This window comes from Shimia sp. R9_1, assembly GCF_017743775.1.
Classification (GTDB): Bacteria; Pseudomonadota; Alphaproteobacteria; order Rhodobacterales; family Rhodobacteraceae; genus Shimia.
In genome coordinates, this window is record NZ_JAGHRN010000002.1 from 934,157 (window position 1) to 951,363 (window position 17,207).

At 60.5% G+C, this 17,207-nt stretch carries 19 protein-coding genes; 13 read left to right on the forward strand and 6 right to left on the reverse strand.

Translation table 11 applies throughout. The features are described 5' to 3' along the window. Positions 1-282 precede the first annotated feature (282 nt). The 5 genes from phnC (at position 283) to J7399_RS10830 (ending at position 5,109) form a co-directional block, all read left to right on the forward strand. Positions 283-1,107, forward strand: a complete 825-nt coding sequence (gene phnC / locus J7399_RS10810; protein WP_209085991.1) for a phosphonate ABC transporter ATP-binding protein — start codon at positions 283-285, stop codon at positions 1,105-1,107. 58 nt (positions 1,108-1,165) lie between these two features. After that, positions 1,166-2,068 carry a phosphonate ABC transporter substrate-binding protein gene (phnD, locus tag J7399_RS10815; RefSeq protein ID WP_209085993.1) on the forward strand — a complete coding sequence of 301 codons (903 nt, stop codon included), beginning with the start codon at positions 1,166-1,168 and terminating at the stop codon, positions 2,066-2,068. 71 nt (positions 2,069-2,139) lie between these two features. Further along, positions 2,140-3,042 (forward strand): phosphonate ABC transporter, permease protein PhnE, encoded by a 903-nt coding sequence (gene phnE / locus J7399_RS10820; protein ID WP_209085995.1) that lies wholly within the window; start codon positions 2,140-2,142, stop codon positions 3,040-3,042. Continuing rightward, positions 3,039-4,364 (forward strand): phosphonate ABC transporter, permease protein PhnE, encoded by a 1,326-nt coding sequence (phnE, locus tag J7399_RS10825; RefSeq protein WP_209085996.1) that lies wholly within the window; start codon positions 3,039-3,041, stop codon positions 4,362-4,364. Before phnE (J7399_RS10820) ends, phnE (J7399_RS10825) begins: the two co-directional genes overlap by 4 nt. Positions 4,365-4,491: 127 nt before the next feature. Then, positions 4,492-5,109, forward strand: a complete 618-nt coding sequence (locus tag J7399_RS10830; RefSeq protein WP_209085997.1) for a chloramphenicol acetyltransferase — start codon at positions 4,492-4,494, stop codon at positions 5,107-5,109. A 33-nt stretch (positions 5,110-5,142) separates the two neighbouring features. Here the strand turns inward: J7399_RS10830 and J7399_RS10835 are convergent, their stop codons facing one another. Both J7399_RS10835 and phnF read right to left on the reverse strand, forming a co-directional pair. Further along, on the reverse strand, positions 5,143-6,324 hold the full coding sequence (locus J7399_RS10835; RefSeq protein WP_209085998.1) for an alpha-D-ribose 1-methylphosphonate 5-triphosphate diphosphatase: 1,182 nt from the start codon (positions 6,322-6,324) through the stop codon (positions 5,143-5,145). A gap of 84 nt (positions 6,325-6,408) precedes the next feature. Next, a complete protein-coding gene (gene phnF, locus J7399_RS10840; RefSeq protein ID WP_209085999.1) occupies positions 6,409-7,122 on the reverse strand; it encodes a phosphonate metabolism transcriptional regulator PhnF in 714 nt (237 codons plus the stop codon). Positions 7,123-7,235: 113 nt separating this feature from the next. Here phnF and phnG point away from each other — a divergent pair, with 113 nt between their 5' ends. From phnG to phnN, 7 genes are all read left to right on the forward strand, one after another. Continuing rightward, positions 7,236-7,679, forward strand: a complete 444-nt coding sequence (gene phnG, locus J7399_RS10845; protein WP_209086001.1) for a phosphonate C-P lyase system protein PhnG — start codon at positions 7,236-7,238, stop codon at positions 7,677-7,679. Then, positions 7,679-8,248: a phosphonate C-P lyase system protein PhnH gene (phnH, locus tag J7399_RS10850; RefSeq protein ID WP_209086004.1), complete on the forward strand. Its 570-nt coding sequence runs from the start codon at positions 7,679-7,681 to the stop codon at positions 8,246-8,248. Before phnG ends, phnH begins: the two co-directional genes overlap by 1 nt. Next, on the forward strand, positions 8,248-9,342 hold the full coding sequence (locus J7399_RS10855) for a carbon-phosphorus lyase complex subunit PhnI (RefSeq protein ID WP_209086006.1): 1,095 nt from the start codon (positions 8,248-8,250) through the stop codon (positions 9,340-9,342). The genes phnH and J7399_RS10855 overlap by 1 nt, the downstream gene beginning before the upstream one ends. Positions 9,343-9,585: 243 nt before the next feature. Further along, positions 9,586-10,455, forward strand: a complete 870-nt coding sequence (locus tag J7399_RS10860) for an alpha-D-ribose 1-methylphosphonate 5-phosphate C-P-lyase PhnJ (protein WP_209086008.1) — start codon at positions 9,586-9,588, stop codon at positions 10,453-10,455. After that, on the forward strand, positions 10,452-11,222 hold the full coding sequence (gene phnK / locus J7399_RS10865; protein WP_209060095.1) for a phosphonate C-P lyase system protein PhnK: 771 nt from the start codon (positions 10,452-10,454) through the stop codon (positions 11,220-11,222). The genes J7399_RS10860 and phnK overlap by 4 nt, the downstream gene beginning before the upstream one ends. Positions 11,223-11,279: 57 nt before the next feature. After that, on the forward strand, positions 11,280-11,969 hold the full coding sequence (gene phnL, locus J7399_RS10870; RefSeq protein ID WP_209086010.1) for a phosphonate C-P lyase system protein PhnL: 690 nt from the start codon (positions 11,280-11,282) through the stop codon (positions 11,967-11,969). Continuing rightward, the gene (gene phnN / locus J7399_RS10875; protein ID WP_209060100.1) at positions 11,969-12,523 is read left to right on the forward strand and encodes a phosphonate metabolism protein/1,5-bisphosphokinase (PRPP-forming) PhnN; all 555 of its coding nucleotides are present in this window, start codon (positions 11,969-11,971) and stop codon (positions 12,521-12,523) included. Before phnL ends, phnN begins: the two co-directional genes overlap by 1 nt. Here phnN and J7399_RS10880 read toward each other — a convergent pair. Beyond that, positions 12,505-13,188 (reverse strand): DUF1045 domain-containing protein, encoded by a 684-nt coding sequence (locus J7399_RS10880; protein WP_209086012.1) that lies wholly within the window; start codon positions 13,186-13,188, stop codon positions 12,505-12,507. The genes phnN and J7399_RS10880 overlap by 19 nt on opposite strands. 52 nt (positions 13,189-13,240) lie before the next feature. Here J7399_RS10880 and J7399_RS10885 point away from each other — a divergent pair, with 52 nt between their 5' ends. After that, on the forward strand, positions 13,241-14,386 hold the full coding sequence (locus J7399_RS10885; RefSeq protein WP_209086014.1) for an alpha-D-ribose 1-methylphosphonate 5-triphosphate diphosphatase: 1,146 nt from the start codon (positions 13,241-13,243) through the stop codon (positions 14,384-14,386). On the opposite strand, the gene J7399_RS10890 is transcribed toward J7399_RS10885, so the two are convergent. The 3 genes from J7399_RS10890 to J7399_RS10900 form a co-directional block, all read right to left on the reverse strand. Further along, positions 14,383-14,865, reverse strand: a complete 483-nt coding sequence (locus tag J7399_RS10890; protein WP_209086016.1) for an N-acetyltransferase — start codon at positions 14,863-14,865, stop codon at positions 14,383-14,385. The two genes, J7399_RS10885 and J7399_RS10890, sit on opposite strands and share 4 nt — an antisense overlap. A gap of 48 nt (positions 14,866-14,913) precedes the next feature. Then, a complete protein-coding gene (locus J7399_RS10895) occupies positions 14,914-15,300 on the reverse strand; it encodes a VOC family protein (RefSeq protein ID WP_209060116.1) in 387 nt (128 codons plus the stop codon). A gap of 104 nt (positions 15,301-15,404) precedes the next feature. Beyond that, on the reverse strand, positions 15,405-17,003 hold the full coding sequence (locus J7399_RS10900; protein ID WP_209086019.1) for a phosphoenolpyruvate carboxykinase: 1,599 nt from the start codon (positions 17,001-17,003) through the stop codon (positions 15,405-15,407). Positions 17,004-17,207 lie beyond the last annotated feature (204 nt).

Below are 17,207 nucleotides of genomic sequence, written 5' to 3' on the forward strand. Positions count from 1 at the left end.
TTAGGGTGTTCCTGAGGTGGGGTCAAGAGAGAAATCTGCATTTCTGCGCGGGTTTTTTGATTTCGGAAATTCGATCGCACAGCGCGCCAGATTGCGCGGTGATTTGGCCCAGCCTTCCGGTTTCAAGGCATAGCAATGGATCCGCATGATCTGAGGACACATGGCGGAACTGTGACGAAATCTAAAACTGTCGAAAATTCCGTTACGCAATCTTCATCATTCTGACAACGAAGCTTTGGATTCGGCCTGTAGCCAGCGCCCATCAAATGGATGGGACGAACCGTGCTGAAAATTGAAAAGCTCACCAAAGCCTTTGGCCCCAATGTGGCTGTTGATGCGGCCAATGTTGTTGTCGACAAGCCAGCGATGATCGGGATCATCGGTCGCTCCGGGGCTGGAAAATCCACCCTGTTGCGGATGCTGAACCGCCTGACCGAAGAGACAAGCGGCAAGATCATCTTTGAAGGCACTGATGTGACCGCACTCAAGGGCGGCGACAAGCGCCATTGGCAGAGCGAATGTGCGATGATCTTTCAGCAGTTCAACCTCGTGCCGCGTATGGATGTGGTGAGCAACGTGCTGCATGGCACGCTCAACCGCCGCAGCACGCTGGCGACGATGTTCAACCTGTTCCCAAATGAAGACATTCACTGCGCGATCGACATTCTGGATCGTCTGGGCATTGCCGAGCATGCCGCCAAGCGCGCCGAAGCGCTGTCGGGTGGGCAGCAGCAGCGTGTGGCGATTGCGCGTGCGTTGATGCAGGACCCGAAGATCATTCTGGCCGATGAGCCGATTGCCTCGCTGGATCCAATGAATGCGCAGGTGGTGATGCAATCGCTGCGCCAGATCCACGAAGAAGACGGCCGTATGGTGATCGCCAACCTGCACACGCTGGACACGGCGCGACGCTATTGTGACCGTGTGATCGGCATGCGCGACGGGCGTATCGTGTTTGACGGCACGCCCGCGCAGCTGACCACTGGTGTGGCGCGCGACATCTATGGCGCGGATGCCACCTTTAGCGAAGCGGCCACCTCGACAGAGATCGAGACGCTGGACCGCACCGACGCAGAAGTCGGCCGCAAGACCCCTGAATACGCCTGAGTTTCATCACACCCCACGTCACAGAAGCGTGGGTTTTTTTATCAACCGGAGAGAAACGATGAAAAAACTGATTGCTGCCGTTCTGGCGACCACTGCCCTGACAGCCCCTGCGTTTGCTGAAGAGATCAGCGAATTCCGCATTGGTCTGCTGGGTGGCGAAAACGCCCAGGACCGTCTGAACAACAACGAGTGCCTGCGCGCCAAAACCGAAGAAGTGCTGGGTGTCCCAACCAAGCTCTTCGCCCCTGCCGACTACAACGGCGTGATCCAGGGCCTGCTGGGTGGCACCATCGACATGGCATGGCTGGGCGCATCCGGCTACGCAAAGACCTACCTGTCTGACCCGGAAGCGGTTGAGCCGATCCTGGTGAAAGTGAACGTGGACGGTGGCTATGGCTATTACTCCATCGGTTTTGCCCGCAAAGACAGCGGCATCACCTCGCTGGAAGACATGAAGGGCAAGACCTTCGGCTTTGGTGATCCAAACTCCACCTCCGGCTTCCTGATCCCATCCATCGAAATCCCTGAAGTGACCGGCGCGACCATGACCTCTGGCGACTACTTCGGCGAAGTGAAATTCTCCGGTGGTCACGAGCAGACCATCGTTGGCGTGAACAACGGCGACTTTGACGGCGGCGTGACCTGGGCTGACGGTCTGGGCGAGTGGGAAGACGGCTACAACTCCGGCGCGCTGCGTCGTGCGGTTGATGCGGGTCTCGTGGACATGAACGAGCTGGTCAAAATCTGGCAGTCCAAGCCGATCCCAGAAGGCCCAATCGTGCTGCGCAAAGCGCTGCCTGAAGACGTGAAAGTGAAATTCACTGCGCTGATGGCCTCCCTGCCATCCATCGATCCAGACTGTGCATATGGCGTGCTATCCGGCGAAGCCAAGGGTGTTCAGCCAATCAGCCATGACGCTTACGAAGTGATCATCGAAGCACGCAAACTGAAGTCCAACTAAGACGACTTTACCACTTTGAGCAGGCCCTGTGCAAAAGCGCGCGGGGCCTGTTTCCTGACTGAGGGGCTCCCATGACAGATTTGACCGGTAGCGGCACTGGCAGCCGTAACGCGGGCGGCGTGCGCGCGGACTACATGGCGCAGGTGCGGCGCAAGCGGATGATGGACGGCATCATCCTCATCGTTTTCATCGCTTTGATGACAACGGGTTTCATGATTGCGGATGACCGCAATGCCGGTGGGTTCTGGGACGGGCTGCACCGTCTGTTTGATTTCCCCAAAGAGGTGCTGGGCGAGGCCTTTGAAAAGGCTGCTGATCTGCCTGCGCATCTGCTCAAATTCCTGCCCTCTCTGATTGAGACCATCAATATCGCGGCGGCCTCGACCCTGATTGGCACCATGCTGGGTATGGTGCTGTCGCTGCTGTCCACACGCGGCATGGCCAAATGGCCGCGCCTCATTCCGCTGTTCCGCCGGATCATGGACATCATGCGCGCCATGCCCGAGATCGTGATTGCGCTGGTGCTGATCTTTGTGATGGGCGGCGGGCCGGTGCCTGCGATGGTGGCGATTGCGTTCCACACCGCGGGCGCGATGGGCAAGCTGTTCTCCGAGGTCAATGAAAACGCCTCACTCAAGCCCGTGGAAGGGCTGCAATCTGTTGGTGCAAGCTGGAACCAGCGCATGTGGCTCGGGGTGATCCCGCAGGTGGCGCCAAACTACTTCAGCTACGCCCTGCTGCGGTTTGAGGTGAACATCCGCGCTTCAGCCATCCTTGGCTTCGTCGGTGCGGGCGGCATTGGCTATGAGCTGCGCAACGCGATGAGCTGGGGCAAAGGCCAATATGACGAGGCTGCCGCGATCTTCATCCTGCTGTTTGTCACCATTGTGGTGGTGGATCAGTTGTCCTCGCTGGTGCGCGAGCGCCTGACCCACGGCAAATCTGAGCAAAAATTTGAGAAGGCCTCGGCATGAGTATCGCAGCCAATGAAACCGATTTCCTGAAGGTGCAGGCGGATCGCCATTTTGCCAGAAAGAAGCTTGTGAGCTTTGGGCTGCCGGCGCTGGTGATTGCCTATCTGACCTATATCTTCTTCATTTTTGACATTCCCGGTCTGGCGCAGCGTTTTGAGGCGGACAATGCCCGCGCGCTGGTGGCGGACAGCTACAGCTACAAAACCCATGTGGCGCGTGACAACCGCTCTGGCGCGGTGTCTGTCGCCATCGAGGGCGAGCGCAAAGGCACCTATCCTGAGGGGACATCACCGGATTGGGTCACGCTGGGTGAGGCTGACACGGTGATCGATCTGGGTGAAGGTCATGTGGTGACCTATGGCGCGGATAATTTTGTCAGCTACAATGTGCCGGGCTATGGGGTGATCACTGCGCAGCCGAGCCGCGCCAAAGGGGTGCAGGCCGTGCTGCCCGAAGGCGAGACACCTGACTGGATCAATGCCTCCAAGAACCGCATGACCATCACCACGGAAGCAGGCCGTCTGACGGTGACGCGCAACCGTACTGAGGTGTTCCGCTATTTCAACGGCTGGGAGCTCTTCTTCTTCACGCTCGATAGCCCCTACCACGGGATGCCTGTGGGCGAAGTGATGTCACGGGCACTGGGCGGCGAGGCGGCTGCGATCTGGCAGGATTTCTGGACCAACAAGATGTGGCGTCACCAAGATGTGGCCTGGGCGATCTTTGAAACGATCCTGATGGCCTTCCTGGGCACCATGGGTGCGGCCATTGTGGCGCTGCCGCTGGCCTTTCTGGCGGCCAAAAACTTCACGCCTTTTGTGGTGCTGCGTCAGATCACGCGTCGTATCTTTGACTTCTTCCGCGGCGTGGATGCGCTGATCTGGACGATTGTTCTGGCGCGGGCTTTTGGGCCGGGGCCACTCACGGGCGCGTTGGCGATCCTGATCACGGATACCGGCTCGTTTGGCAAAATGTTCTCGGAAGCTTTGGAAAATGTCGATCAGAAACAGATCGAGGGCATCCAATCGACCGGGGCCAAGCCGGTGCAGCGTTATCGCTTTGGGGTGATCCCGCAGGTGACGCCGATCCTGATGAGCCAAGTCCTGTATTTCCTGGAGTCCAACACCCGCAGCGCCACCATCATTGGCGCTATCACCGGCGGCGGCATCGGCTTGATGCTGACACAGGCGATGATCACGCAGAAAGACTGGGAAGAGGTCACCTATTACATCGTGCTGATTGTGCTGATGGTGATGGTGATGGATTGGTTCTCTGGCTGGCTGCGGCGCAAGCTAATCACCGGTGACGAGAGCGGCCACTGATCCACCCTTTGGGATTTCGCCTTCGGCGGGGATATTTGGGGCAAGAGGAAGTGCGGGGCGGCCCTGTTTCCTCTTGCCAGAAATATCCCCGCCGGAGGCACAAAAGTTTACACAGCAGGAACCACAAATGGCCAAGCTCTCAGCAGAGACACCCCTGATCCACCCAGACTGCATTCTGCATGACGCGACTTTTGGGTGTTATGTGGAGATCGGGCAAGGCAGCCGGGTTATCTCGGCGCATTTTGACGACTATTCTTATTGTGACCGTATGGCGGAAGTGGCAAATGCCAAGATTGGCAAATTTGCGAACATCGCTGCCTTCACCCGGATTGGCGCGACGGATCACCCGATGGAAAACGCTTCGCTGCACCACTTTCTCTATCGTTCAGACGATTACTTTGACGATGCAGAACCGGATGCGGCGTTTTTTTCCCATCGACAGAGCCGGGTGGCCACCATTGGCCATGACACCTGGATCGGTCATGGCGCGATGATCAAGCCGGAAGTCACGCTGGGCCACGGCAGCATTGTGGCGAGCGGCGCGGTGGTGACCAAAGATGTGCCGCCTTACATGATTGTCGCCGGGATGCCGGCGACACCGCTGCGGCGGCGGTTCAGCGAGAAGGTGTCTGATCGCTTGATGGCGCTGGCCTGGTGGGATTGGGACCACAGCCGGTTGCGCGCGGCGCTGACGGATTTTCGCGCGCTCAAGGCAGAGGCGTTTCTGGAGAAATACGGAGGCTGACCTGCTCTTTGCGGGACAGCCAGTGGCGGCGGATTACTCCGCCGCCATTTTTGTGTCTGATGCCACGTCAAAGAAGCGGTGGGCCACTTCGCCGGACAGATGGCTGATGCGTCCGCCTGCGATGGTGCCTTCGATTGCGTGTGTGACCGGATGCACAATCGTGATGTCAGCGCGTTTGCCGGGGGCCAGGGTGCCGCGATCGTCCATGTCCATGATTTTGGCGGCATTGGTGGAGATCATCGCCCACGCTGTGGGCAGATCGCAGAGTCCGTCGTCCACCATGCGGAAGGCCGCTTTGGAAAGCGCAGGATAGTGGTAGTCTGACACCAGCGCATCGCAGAGATCATCAGCCACAAGGCGCGCAGCTTGAATGTTGCCGGCTTGACTGCCGCCACGCACGATGTTGGGCGCGCCCATCACCACATGATCGCCAACCGCTTTGGCCACGGCCGCGGCGCTGCGGGCGGTGGGGAATTCGCAGACCCGTGCACCAAGCACGGAATAGCGCTCGCGCGTATCGCCATCGGGGTCATCGTGGCTGCCGTAGCGCACACCGAGCCGGTCAAAGGCTTCGGCCAACGCGCAGAGGTGGCGAGGCACTTGAGGTGTTTCGTCAAAGGCCGCATGTACCAAGGACATATGCTCGTCGGCAGTACGACCAGACTTTTGGGCCCAGATGGCGATTTCTGCGGGCTTTTCGCGCGCAAAAACGAGCGCTTCTTCGAGGTGGTTGTTGAAGACCACGTAGTCGACTTTGTGTTTCTCAACCGCAGCCAGAAGGCGGTCACGTGTGTCAACCGTATGTGTCTCGCACCGGATCTGAATGCGCAGATCGGTCTGGGCATGGGGGCGGTAGGCATCCAGTGCGGCGAGCAGCGTTTCTGCCGCATCGGGGCCTCGGTGGCCGCCTTCCCAGCTCCAGCTTTGGGCGAGCCATGCGGTGGTCACGCCATTGGCGGCGGCATCCCGATCAGTGCCGCGCAGGCCCATGTCCACAGGGAATGGCGCGGAGGGGCGCGGTGCGATGTGGCGCTCAAAGGCATCGCCGTGCAGATCAATGATGCCGGGCATCAGCAGATAGCCGGAGAGATCTACCTCCGCCTGTGTGTCATCAACAATCAGGCCGTCCGCGAAGGACAGCGGGGCATCCTGCAGCATGCCGTCGCGCAGGACGTGTGCGCCTGTGAGGCGCAGAGACAGAGAGGATCTGGACATAAGAATGCTCTTTTGGTGTTTTCGCTCTCTCTACGTTCCTTATGTGTCGGCTGCGTGACGTCTGCGGCTTGTTGGGCAAATTATTCACTCTGTAAGTGTGAGCGTGACGCGGTCGCCGGCAAACCAGGTGATGCCAAATTCGACCGGATTGCCCGCCGGGTCGATGTTGATGGCTTTGGTGCGCAGGACGGGATCGCTTTCGCTGATGCGCAGGTGCAGGGCTTCGGTGGCGCTGGCGCGCCGCGCTGTCAGGCGGGTTGAGGCCCGGGTGTAATCCGCCACGCCGTTTTCCTTGAGCGCCGCCGTGACAGAGCGCAGGCGTGAAAGTTGTTCCGGCAGATCGGGAAAACGCGCCGCCGGGAAGACGCTTTTGAAGAGGGCGATTGGGTTGCCGTCTGCGAGCGACAGACCGTCATAGACATGGACCTCTGACCCTTCCGGCAACGCGAGTGCTGTGGCCTCTGCTGCATCCGCGCTGCGGGTTTCCAGATGCAGCACCTCTTTGCCCGGCAGCCGCCCGGCCTGCGCGATGTTGCGGTGAAAGCGCACCCGTTTGCCGATGGCGTAGTCGGTTGGTACCTGCGCCACAAACACACCTGCACCGCGCCGCGCGTGGACCAAACCGTTGTCCGCCAGCGATTTTAGCGCGTGGCGCACGGTGTGGCGATTGACGCCAAAGCGGCCGGAGAGCTCTGCCTCGGTGGGCAGTTTGTCCCCCGGACCATAGCGGCCTTCGGCAATGTCTTCGGTCAGTGTGTTGGCGATGGATTGCCAGATCGGGGTGCGTTTGGCGCTCATGTGCGGGCCTCTGTCATGAAAACTTCATGGGGTGACGGATTGCGCGACTCGCGATGTGTCGCTAGGATTTGTCTAGTTGTATAGGAAAGTAGACAAATCGACAAGGTGTCTAGATGACCGCAGAAAATAACAGACGCGCCTGGATGTCGCTGCTTGCGAAAGCGCCCGCAGACCGGCTTTTGGCGCTTTGGCAAGAGCATGGCGCAACGCCTGCATTTCACTGGCTGCGTGCGCCGGAGATCGGCGCAACGATGGTGCGTGGGCGCCTTGGCGGCACAGGTGCGCCATTCAATCTCGGAGAGATGACGCTGACGCGCTGCGCTTTGCAGCTGGAGAGCGGCGAGGTTGGCCATGGCTATGTGCAGGGGCGCGACAAGCAGAAGGCAGAGATAGCCGCGCTTGTAGATGCGTTGATGCAGGGGCCGGAAGCGGCGGCGGTGGAAGCCGCTGTTCTAAAGCCGCTGGACGCAGAGATGACGGAAGTCAAAACCGCTCGGGCCGAGAAGGCTGCGGCCACAAAAGTGGATTTCTTCACCATGGTGCGGGGAGAGGACTGATGAACGCAGATGTTCTGAAAGGCGGGTTTGCCAATGCACCGGTGGATGCGGCGCATGCGTTTCGCGCAGCCATGAATGTGATGGCGCGACCGGGCACGGTCGAAACTCTGGATGGCGCAGTACCGCCCGCGCCAATGTCAACAGCCGCGGGCACGCTGATCCTGACATTGTGTGATCCCGACACGCCGTTGCATCTGGCAGGCGACTGGGATTGCCAAGAGGTGCGGGACTGGATCGCCTTTCACATTGGTGCGCCGATCGTTGGGGCCTCGCACGCAATGTTTGCGGTTGGTAACTGGGACGCTCTTGCGCCGCTCAACCGATTTGCCATTGGCACGCCGGAATATCCGGACCGCTCCGCTACATTGATTGTGGAGCGCGAGGCACTTGCGACAAAGGGTGCAACCTTGCGTGGGCCGGGGATCAAGGAGTCGGCTGAGATGGCGCTGCCCGAAGCAGAAGCGTTTCAGATGAATGCGCTGCTGTTCCCGCTGGGGCTCGATTTCTTCTTCACCTGCGGGGATCAGGTTTCCGCCTTGCCAAGAACAACGAAAGTGGAGGCGGCCTGATGTATGTTGCAGTGAAAGGCGGCGAGCGCGCGATTGACAATGCGCATGCGTGGCTGGCCGAAGAACGCCGTGGCGACCTGAATGTGGCGGAACTCTCTGTCGCGCAGATCCGCGAACAGCTGAGCCTTGCGGTGAACCGCGTGATGGCGGAGGGATCGCTCTATGATCCTGATCTGGCCGCGCTCGCCATCAAGCAGGCGCGCGGTGATATGATTGAGGCGATCTTCCTCATTCGCGCTTATCGCACGACGCTGCCGCGATTTGGCGCGTCCGCGCCGGTGGAAACTGCGGAAATGGCTTGCGATCGCCGGATTTCGGCGACCTTCAAAGATGCGCCCGGTGGGCAGGTCTTGGGACCGACGTTTGACTACACCCACCGCCTGCTGGATTTTGCGCTGGCCGCAGAAGGCGAGACGCCTGTGGTTGAGCGTGGCGAAGCGCGCGTGGAGACGACGCCGCATATCACCGAGTTTTTGAACAAAGAGGGGCTGATCCAGACGGAGGTTAGCTCGGAAGAAACGCCGGGGGATCTGACCCGTGAGCCGCTGGAGCTGCCCGCCAACCGCCCGCTGCGCCTGCAGGCGTTGACGCGGGGCGATGAGGGGTTTGTGTTGTCGATGGCTTATTCCACGCAGCGGGGCTATGCGCGCAACCACGCCTTTGTGGGGGAGCTGCGCATTGGCAAGGTCGCGGTGGAGATGGAGATCCCAGAGCTGGGCTTTGCCATCGAGATTGGCGAGATCGAGCTGACCGAATGTGAGACGGTGAACCAGTTTCAGGGCTCCAAAACCGAGCCACCGCAGTTCACACGCGGCTATGGGCTGGTGTTTGGCCAGTCTGAGCGCAAGTCGATCTCCATGGCGCTGGTAGACCGCGCGCTGCGCTGGCAGGAGCTGGGCGAAGACAACCTCGGTGCGCCGGCGCAGGATGAGGAGTTTGTGCTCTATCATTCTGACAACATTCAGGCGACGGGGTTCTTGGAGCACATCAAACTGCCGCATTACGTGGATTTCCAGTCTGAGCTGGAGCTGATCCGCAAGCTGCGCCGTGAGGCGATGGAAAATGTGGCACCGGTGCAGGAGGCGGCGGAATGAAGCTTCGAGGCGTAAACCGAGAGGACCGCGCCCGAGCCTGGGTGGGCGCTTTGACACGTTGTGTTGGGGACAATTCAGCCGCCATGCGCGCCAACGCGGGTGACGTACAGAACGGCGCAATGCGCCCTCCCATGGGGAGGGTCGGGCGCGGTCCGTGCCTGCGGCACGCACTCCAGGTGCACTATCCTATCCTCGGCAAACAACATGCGCGCAATTTAGGGCTTACCTTGAGAGGGCCAGAACATGTCTGACTACAACTTTGCCTATCTGGATGAGCAGACCAAGCGGATGATTCGTCGTGCCATCCTCAAGGGTTTGGCCATTCCGGGCTATCAAGTGCCGTTTGCCAGCCGCGAGATGCCGATGCCTTATGGCTGGGGCACAGGCGGCGTGCAGGTCTCTGCCGCCACATTGACGCCGGAGGATACGCTGAAGGTGATCGACCAGGGTGCGGATGACACGACCAATGCTGTGTCGATCCGCAAATTCTTTGAGAAAACCGCAGGTGTGGCGACCACGGAAGAAACCGCGCGGGCGAGTGTTATTCAGACTCGCCACCGCATTCCTGAAGAGGCGCTGCGCGAGGATCAGATCCTTGTATATCAGGTGCCGATCCCGGAACCGCTGCGCTTTCTGGAGCCATCAGAGGTCGAAACCCGCAAGATGCACAGCCTTGAGGAATATGGGCTTATGCATGTGAAACTCTATGAGGACATTGCCAAACACGGGGCGATTGCCACCTCTTATGCCTATCCGGTGAAGGTGGAGGGGCGCTATGTGATGGATCCGAGCCCGATCCCGAAGTTTGACAACCCGAAGATGGAAATGGCGGCCATTCAGCTGTTTGGCGCGGGCCGTGAGCAACGGATCTATGCGCTGCCACCCTACTGTCAGGTGGTGAGCCTTGATTTTGAGGATTTCCCGTTTGAGGCCAGCAAGGCCGATCACCCCTGTGACATGTGTGGTGCCGAGGACAGCTATCTGGATGAGGTGATCATGGATGACGCGGGCAACCGGATGTTTGTCTGCTCTGACACCGACTATTGCGCCAGCCGCCGTGCCGCCGGGCATATGGGCGCGCAGGCCGCAGCCCTTGAGGAGACCGCCGCATGACGCCGCTTCTGAAAGTTGAGAATATCAGCAAGTACTATGGCAACCGCATTGGCTGCAAAGATGTGAACTTTGATCTCTACCCCGGAGAGGTCATGGGGATTGTTGGGGAGAGTGGCTCAGGCAAGTCCACTTTGCTCAACTGTCTTGCCGGTCATCTGACCCCGGAAACGGGCGAGGTGCTGTTTGAGATGCGCGATGGCGCGATGCGGGATACGGTCACCATGAGTGAGCCGGAGCGTCGTATGCTGAGCCGCACGGACTGGGCCTTTGTGCATCAGCACGCGCGCGATGGGCTGCGCATGAACGTCAGCGCGGGCGGCAATGTAGGCGAGCGGCTGATGGCCGTGGGCGCGCGCCATTATGGCAACATCCGTGAAGAGGCGATTGACTGGCTGGGCCGCGTGGAGATCAACGAGAGCCGTGTGGATGACCGCCCAACGCAGTTTTCCGGCGGGATGCAGCAGCGCCTGCAGATCGCGCGCAATCTGGTGACCGGGCCGCGGTTGGTGTTCATGGATGAGCCCACAGGGGGCCTTGATGTCTCTGTACAGGCGCGGCTTCTGGATCTGTTGCGCGGATTGGTGCGGGAAATGGGCCTGAGCGCCATCATCGTGACCCATGATCTGGCGGTGGTGCGCCTGCTCGCGGATCGGCTGATGGTGATGAAGGATGGTCATGTGGTGGAGACCGGACTGACCGATCAGGTGCTGGATGATCCGCAGCATGCCTACACGCAGCTGCTGGTCAGTTCCGTTCTGCAAGTTTGACAGGTTGGGGGCTGTCTGCCCCCAAACCCCCGAGGATATTTGGGAATGAGAAATCAGATGATTGAGATTAGAGATCTGAGCAAGACCTTCACCCTGCACAATCAGGGCAGCGCGGTGATCCCGGTGATGGATGGCGCCAACTTGAGCGTGGCGCGCGGGGAATGTGTGGCGCTGACCGGCGCGTCTGGTGCCGGGAAATCCACCCTGATGCGGATGATCTATGGCAACTATTTGGCTGCCGGTGGGTCTATCGTCGTGGATGGCGTGGATGTGGTGCAGGCTGAGCCGCGCGAGATCTTGGCGCTGCGGCGTGAGGTGCTGGGCTATGTGAGCCAGTTTCTGCGGGTGGTGCCTCGGGTGCCGACGCTGGATGTGGTGGCGGAGCCCTTGCTGGCTGTGGGCGTGGAGGCCGAAGCTGCGCGGGAGCGGGCGCGGGATCTGCTGACCCAGCTGCGCATTCCGGAGCGGCTCTGGCAGCTGAGCCCGACGTCGTTTTCTGGCGGGGAGCAGCAGCGGGTGAACATTGCGCGCGGATTTGCCCATAGCTATCCGGCGATGTTGCTGGATGAGCCGACCGCTTCGCTGGATGCAACCAACCGCGCCACTGTGCTGGGGCTGATTGAAGAGGCCAAGGCGCGCGGGGCGGCGATTGTTGGGATTTTCCACGATGAGGCAGCGCGCGATCAGGTCTGTGATCGGGAGATTGATGTGTCTGTCTTCACACCCGGTTTGAAAGGGGCGGCTTGATGGGAAACACTGGATTGCCTGTGCGGGTTGTGGGGGTTGTTGGCCCCTCTGGCGTGGGCAAAGACACGGTGATGGATGCCATGGCGGCGGCGCGCAGCGATGTGGTTTTGGCGCGTCGGGTGATCACGCGGGCTGCAGGCGCGGGTGGCGAGAACTCGATTGGCGCGACGGATGCGGAGTTTGATGCGCTGGTGGCGCAGGATGCTTTCGCTTTGTGGTGGCCCGCACATGGGCTGCGCTATGGCGTGCCGCGTGAAGCGCTGCAGCAGGCGGGCGCGCGGATTGTGCTGGTGAACCTGTCCCGTGGTGTGCTGGATCAGGCGCGGGCGGCGTTTGAGGATTTTGCGGTGCTTTCGCTGACCGCTGATGTGCAAACGCTGGCGCAGCGGCTGGCGGCGCGGGGACGGGAGAGCGAGGCGGAGATCGCAGCGCGTCTGGCCCGTGCCGGTGTGTCGCGCCCGACAGGCGCAGATGTGGTGGAAGTGGCCAATGACGGGGCGCTGGCGGCCACCGTGGCCGCCGCGCTTGAGGCGCTTCAGCCGGTGAGGGCGTAGCGGTGGATTTCGTGAAACATCTGGCTGTCGTCTTCGCCCACCAAGGTCAGGCTGTTGACCACAAAGGGCTGTGGCAAGAGCGGTGTGATGTGGGGCAGAAGCGCGGCCTGAGTTTGTTCGGCATCTTTGCCAAGGCGGCCTGTGAGGGTGATGTGGAAGCGAAATTCCTCCATCACGTAAGGGTAGCCCCACTCTGCCAGCAGCGCTTCCTGTGCGGGCGACAGATTGGCCTGACGGCGGCGCGCCAGTTCGGCCTCAGAGGGCGGGCGGCGGAACATGTCGAGCTCGGTGACAGCGCGCGCGGCCAGTGCGGCCAGCGGGGTTTGATCGCCGTCGATCTTAAGGGCCAGGAAACTGCCGAGGCGGGCCAATGTCAGACCGGGCAGCGTGACAGGGGCCAGCGTGGCACAGAGCGCGGCCAGCGCCTCTTGCAGGGCCTCAGCGCTTTGGCCATCTGCCAGAAAAAACGGCGGTTTGATGGTGCCGTGCAGCCCGTATTTGCGCGGCGTGGCGGTGATCTCTTCCACCGGGCGCAGAAGATCTGCAATCTCCGGGTGGGGACAGTGCTTGCCCGCCACAGGATCCCAGCCCAGCCAATGGGCGCCAAAATCAGCCAGAGCACCGGGCTCTGGCGTGTAGTAAATGCCGTATCGTTTGAACTGCATATTGCCTCTTTCAACCTTTTGACAGCGAATGCCAAAAATGCGTGACACCCACATGACACAAGAGATGATCCTTGCAAATGCCACCCTTGTTTTGCCCAACGAGACCGTGACCGGCTCGGTTGTGGTGCGCGACGGGATGATTGCCGAGATGGATCAGGGCGCGGCGGTGCCTGCGGGCGCGGTGGATTGCGAAGGCGATTATGTTGCGCCGGGCCTCATTGAGCTGCACACCGATAATCTGGAGCGGCACATGCGCCCGCGCCCCAAGGTGGATTGGCCGCATCAGGCGGCGATTGTGGCCCATGATGCGGAGCTGGCGAGTGTGGGCATCACCACGGTGTTTGATGCGCTGCGCATCGGCTCGATCCTGTCTGATCCAAGCAAAAAATACGGCAAATATGCCCGGGCTGTGGCCGCTGAGATCCTGTCGATGCGCGACAGCGGAGGATTGCGGATCAGCCACCATCTGCACCTGCGGGCGGAGACCTGCTCGGAGACGCTGATTGAGGAGCTGGCGGAGTTCGGGCCTGAGGATCGCGTGGGCATTGTCAGCCTGATGGATCACACGCCGGGACAGCGACAGTTCACCGATCTGAGCAAGTTTGAGGCCTATATCCGCGGCAAATACGCCATGGATGCGGAAGGGTTTGAGGACTACGTCGCCTTTCTGCATGGGCTGCATGACCGGTTGGGCAAGGCTCATGAAGAAGCTACAGTTGCGGAGGCCAAGCGCTTTGGGGCTGTGCTTGCGAGCCATGATGACACCACCGCTGCTCAAGTGGCGACCTCGGCGGGTTATGGCATCCATCTGGCGGAGTTCCCAACAACGGTGGAGGCAGCACGCGCCAATCACGCCCATGGCATTGCCAATATCATGGGCGGGCCGAACCTTGTGCGTGGGGGCAGCCATTCGGGCAATGTGGCGGCGATGGAGCTGGCGGAGCTTGATCTGCTGGATATTATTTCGTCAGACTATGTGCCTTCTTCGCTTCTGTTTGGTGCGGTGATGCTTGGCCAGACTTGGGGCAACATGGCCAAGGGGCTGCACACGGTCACTGCGGCACCGGCGCAATACACTAACCTGATGGACCGTGGGCGTCTGGAGGTTGGTTTGCAGGCGGATATGATCCGGTTCCGGCTGACTGAGGGCGTGCCCTCGCTGCGCGCAGCCTGGCATAAGGGGGTGCGCTCGGCCTAGAGTTTTGCGAAGGCTGGCGCGTATGAGACCGCAAATGGGGTTTTGAGTGCGCCTGCCGCAAGCTCCAGCGCCATGAAATAAGGGCCTGAGAATTGGTTGGTGAAACCTTTGGCCAGCTCCACTGAATACCCAAAGCGGCTGTAGTAGGCGGGGTTGCCAAGCACGAAGCTGGCGTGCCAGCCCTCACGTTGCGCCTGCGCAAGGCCGTGGCGGATGAGGGCTGCACCGATGCCTTGTTTCCGGTGGTCTGGTGCAACGGACAGCGGGCCGAGGGCTAGCGTGCGCACTGGGGCGGCCATTGGGGAAAACAGGACGTGGCCGATGATCTGGCCGTCTTCTTCTGCGATGAGTGAGAGCGCGGCATCGCCCTCTGCGCGCAGCATGTCGACAAGACGCGCCTCTTCCGGTTGGCCAAAGGCGGCTTCGGTCAGGCTATGGATGGCGTCGATGTCGGCGGCGGTTTCTGGGCGGATGTGCATTTTGGCGTGCCTTTGGGGGAGGGCGGCGGTGCGCAGGGACTGCGCACCCTACGGGGAGGTGGTGAAGAGAGCGAGTTTGTTGCCTTGGGGATCGCGCAGATAGGCGACGTAGAAATCGGCGCTATAGGCTTCGCGAAAGCCCGGCGCGCCTTCGTTTGTGCCGCCTGCGGTGAGCGCAGCGGCGTGCAGATCGCGCAGCTGCTGTTGGCTCTCTGTCTGAAAGGCCACCATGGTGCCGTTGCCTGCAGAGGCCGCAGTCCCGTCAAACGGGGCTTTCACGTAGAAATCCGGAGAGGTTGGCGGAGTACCCGGCGGGATGTAGCTGAGATCGCCGTGATAGTGCTCAAGCCGATAGCCGAGCGCGGGCAGGAAGGCCGAGTAGAACCGCTCTGCGGCGGGGATGTCGTCTGCGCCGACGGTGATATAGGCGATCATGTGAGGCGTCCTTTCAGAGGAAGCATAGCAAGCAAATCATACGCCGCATGCAAAAAAGCCCCGCGCGGGTGGCACGGGGCTTTTCAATAAACCGAGAGAAGCGCTTAGCCGATGGCGGCGGCTTTCACGTCTGCGTCGATGTAAGGCAGGTATTGCTCGAAGTTGTCGGCAAACATGCCCACCAGTTTGGCGGCTTGTGCATCATAGGCGTCTTTGTCCGCCCAGGTGCCGCGTGGGTCGAGCAGGCTGTCATCCACACCGGGGACAGAGACAGGCACTTCGAAGCCGAAGTTGGCGTCTTTGCGGAATTCCACGTGGTTCAGGGAGCCGTCCAGCGCGGCGGTCAGAAGCGCGCGGGTGGCTTTGATCGGCATGCGGGAGCCGGTGCCGTAAGCGCCGCCGGTCCAGCCGGTGTTCACCAGCCAGCAGGTGGTGCCAAATTCCGCGATCTTCTGGCGCAGCAGGGCACCGTAAGCTTCCGGACGGCGTGGCATGAACGGGGCGCCGTAGCAGGTGGAGAAGGCCGGGGTTGGCTCGGTCAGGCCACGCTCGGTGCCGGCCATTTTGGCGGTGAAGCCGGACAGGAAGTGGTATTCTGCCTGCGCCGGGGTCAGACGTGCAATCGGAGGCAGGATGCCGAAGGCGTCACAGGTCAGCATGATCACGTTTTTGGGGTGACCGCCAAGGCCGTTGTCGGATGCGTTCGGGATCGACTCCAGCGGGTAGGCGCAGCGCATGTTTTCTGTGAGGCTCTTGTCCTCGAAGTCGAGCTCTTTGGTCTCTTCGTCATAGACCATGTTCTCGATCACGGTGCCAAACATCTTGGTGGTTGCGTAGATCTCAGGCTCGGCTTCCGGGTTCAGGCCGATGGTTTTGGCGTAGCAGCCGCCCTCAAAGTTGAAGGTGCCTCGGTCAGACCAGCCGTGCTCGTCATCGCCAATCAGGGTGCGGTTCGGATCGGCAGAGAGCGTGGTTTTGCCGGTGCCGGACAGGCCAAAGAAGATCGCCGCATCGACAGGGTTGTCTTTGGCGTGGTTGGCGGAGCAGTGCATCGGCATGATGCCTTTTTCCGGCAGCAGGTAGTTCAGCAGGCCAAAGACGGATTTCTTGTTCTCACCGGCGTATTCGGTGTTGCCGATCAGGATCATCTTTTTCTCGATGTTGACCGCGATCACGGTCTCAGAGCGGCAGCCGTGCTTGGCCGGGTCGGCCTTGAAGCTTGGGCAGTTGATGATGGTGTAGTCAGCCACAAACTGATCCAGCGCGTCGCGGTCAGGGCGGCGCAGCAGGTGACGGATGAAGAGGTTGTGCCAAGCCAGCTCGTTCACAACGCGCACGTTGATGGCGTGGGTCGGATCGGCACCGGCGGTGAGATCCTGCACGAAGTAGTCGCGGCCCTTCATGTGCTCCAGCATGTCGGCATGCAGGCGGTCAAAAGCGTCGCTGGCCATCTCGTGGTTGTTTTCCCACCAGATGGTGTCTTCGGTCATCGGCGTGCGCACGGTGAACTTGTCTTTGGGCGAACGGCCGGTGAATTCACCGGTGCTCACCAAGAAGGTGCCGCCGTTGCCGAGCGTGCCTTCGTTGCGCTTCAGAGCGTGCTCAATCAGCGCTGGCTCCATAAAGTTGTAATAGACATTGCCCAGACCTTCGATCCCTTGATCTTGCAGGCGGAATTGCGGGTTTACCCGTCCAAATGTCATTTCTTACACTCCTGTAGCCGCGTCTGTTTGGCGGCGGTCGTTGATGAACTTCGGAAAGCAACAATCTTGCGCGACCATCATTTCCGATGCGTTACCCGCCGGTCTTAACATGACGTTTCACAATAAGAACAGGCGGGTTTGGTATAGTTAGCGCAACCAAGTGCAGGTTAGCGCAACCAAGTGTTCCGATCGGAAAATTCGCGC

Coding starts and splice junctions, on each gene's coding strand:
- phnD (WP_209085993.1), top strand. CDS start 1,166: ATGAAAAAACTGATTGCTGCCGTTCTGGCGACCACTGCCCTGACAGCC.
- phnE (WP_209085995.1), top strand. CDS start 2,140: ATGACAGATTTGACCGGTAGCGGCACTGGCAGCCGTAACGCGGGCGGC.
- phnE (WP_209085996.1), top strand. CDS start 3,039: ATGAGTATCGCAGCCAATGAAACCGATTTCCTGAAGGTGCAGGCGGAT.
- J7399_RS10830 (WP_209085997.1), top strand. CDS start 4,492: ATGGCCAAGCTCTCAGCAGAGACACCCCTGATCCACCCAGACTGCATT.
- J7399_RS10835 (WP_209085998.1), bottom strand. CDS start 6,324: ATGTCCAGATCCTCTCTGTCTCTGCGCCTCACAGGCGCACACGTCCTG.
- phnF (WP_209085999.1), bottom strand. CDS start 7,122: ATGAGCGCCAAACGCACCCCGATCTGGCAATCCATCGCCAACACACTG.
- phnG (WP_209086001.1), top strand. CDS start 7,236: ATGACCGCAGAAAATAACAGACGCGCCTGGATGTCGCTGCTTGCGAAA.
- phnH (WP_209086004.1), top strand. CDS start 7,679: ATGAACGCAGATGTTCTGAAAGGCGGGTTTGCCAATGCACCGGTGGAT.
- J7399_RS10855 (WP_209086006.1), top strand. CDS start 8,248: ATGTATGTTGCAGTGAAAGGCGGCGAGCGCGCGATTGACAATGCGCAT.
- J7399_RS10860 (WP_209086008.1), top strand. CDS start 9,586: ATGTCTGACTACAACTTTGCCTATCTGGATGAGCAGACCAAGCGGATG.
- phnK (WP_209060095.1), top strand. CDS start 10,452: ATGACGCCGCTTCTGAAAGTTGAGAATATCAGCAAGTACTATGGCAAC.
- phnL (WP_209086010.1), top strand. CDS start 11,280: ATGATTGAGATTAGAGATCTGAGCAAGACCTTCACCCTGCACAATCAG.
- phnN (WP_209060100.1), top strand. CDS start 11,969: ATGGGAAACACTGGATTGCCTGTGCGGGTTGTGGGGGTTGTTGGCCCC.
- J7399_RS10880 (WP_209086012.1), bottom strand. CDS start 13,188: ATGCAGTTCAAACGATACGGCATTTACTACACGCCAGAGCCCGGTGCT.
- J7399_RS10885 (WP_209086014.1), top strand. CDS start 13,241: ATGACACAAGAGATGATCCTTGCAAATGCCACCCTTGTTTTGCCCAAC.
- J7399_RS10890 (WP_209086016.1), bottom strand. CDS start 14,865: ATGCACATCCGCCCAGAAACCGCCGCCGACATCGACGCCATCCATAGC.
- J7399_RS10895 (WP_209060116.1), bottom strand. CDS start 15,300: ATGATCGCCTATATCACCGTCGGCGCAGACGACATCCCCGCCGCAGAG.
- J7399_RS10900 (WP_209086019.1), bottom strand. CDS start 17,003: ATGACATTTGGACGGGTAAACCCGCAATTCCGCCTGCAAGATCAAGGG.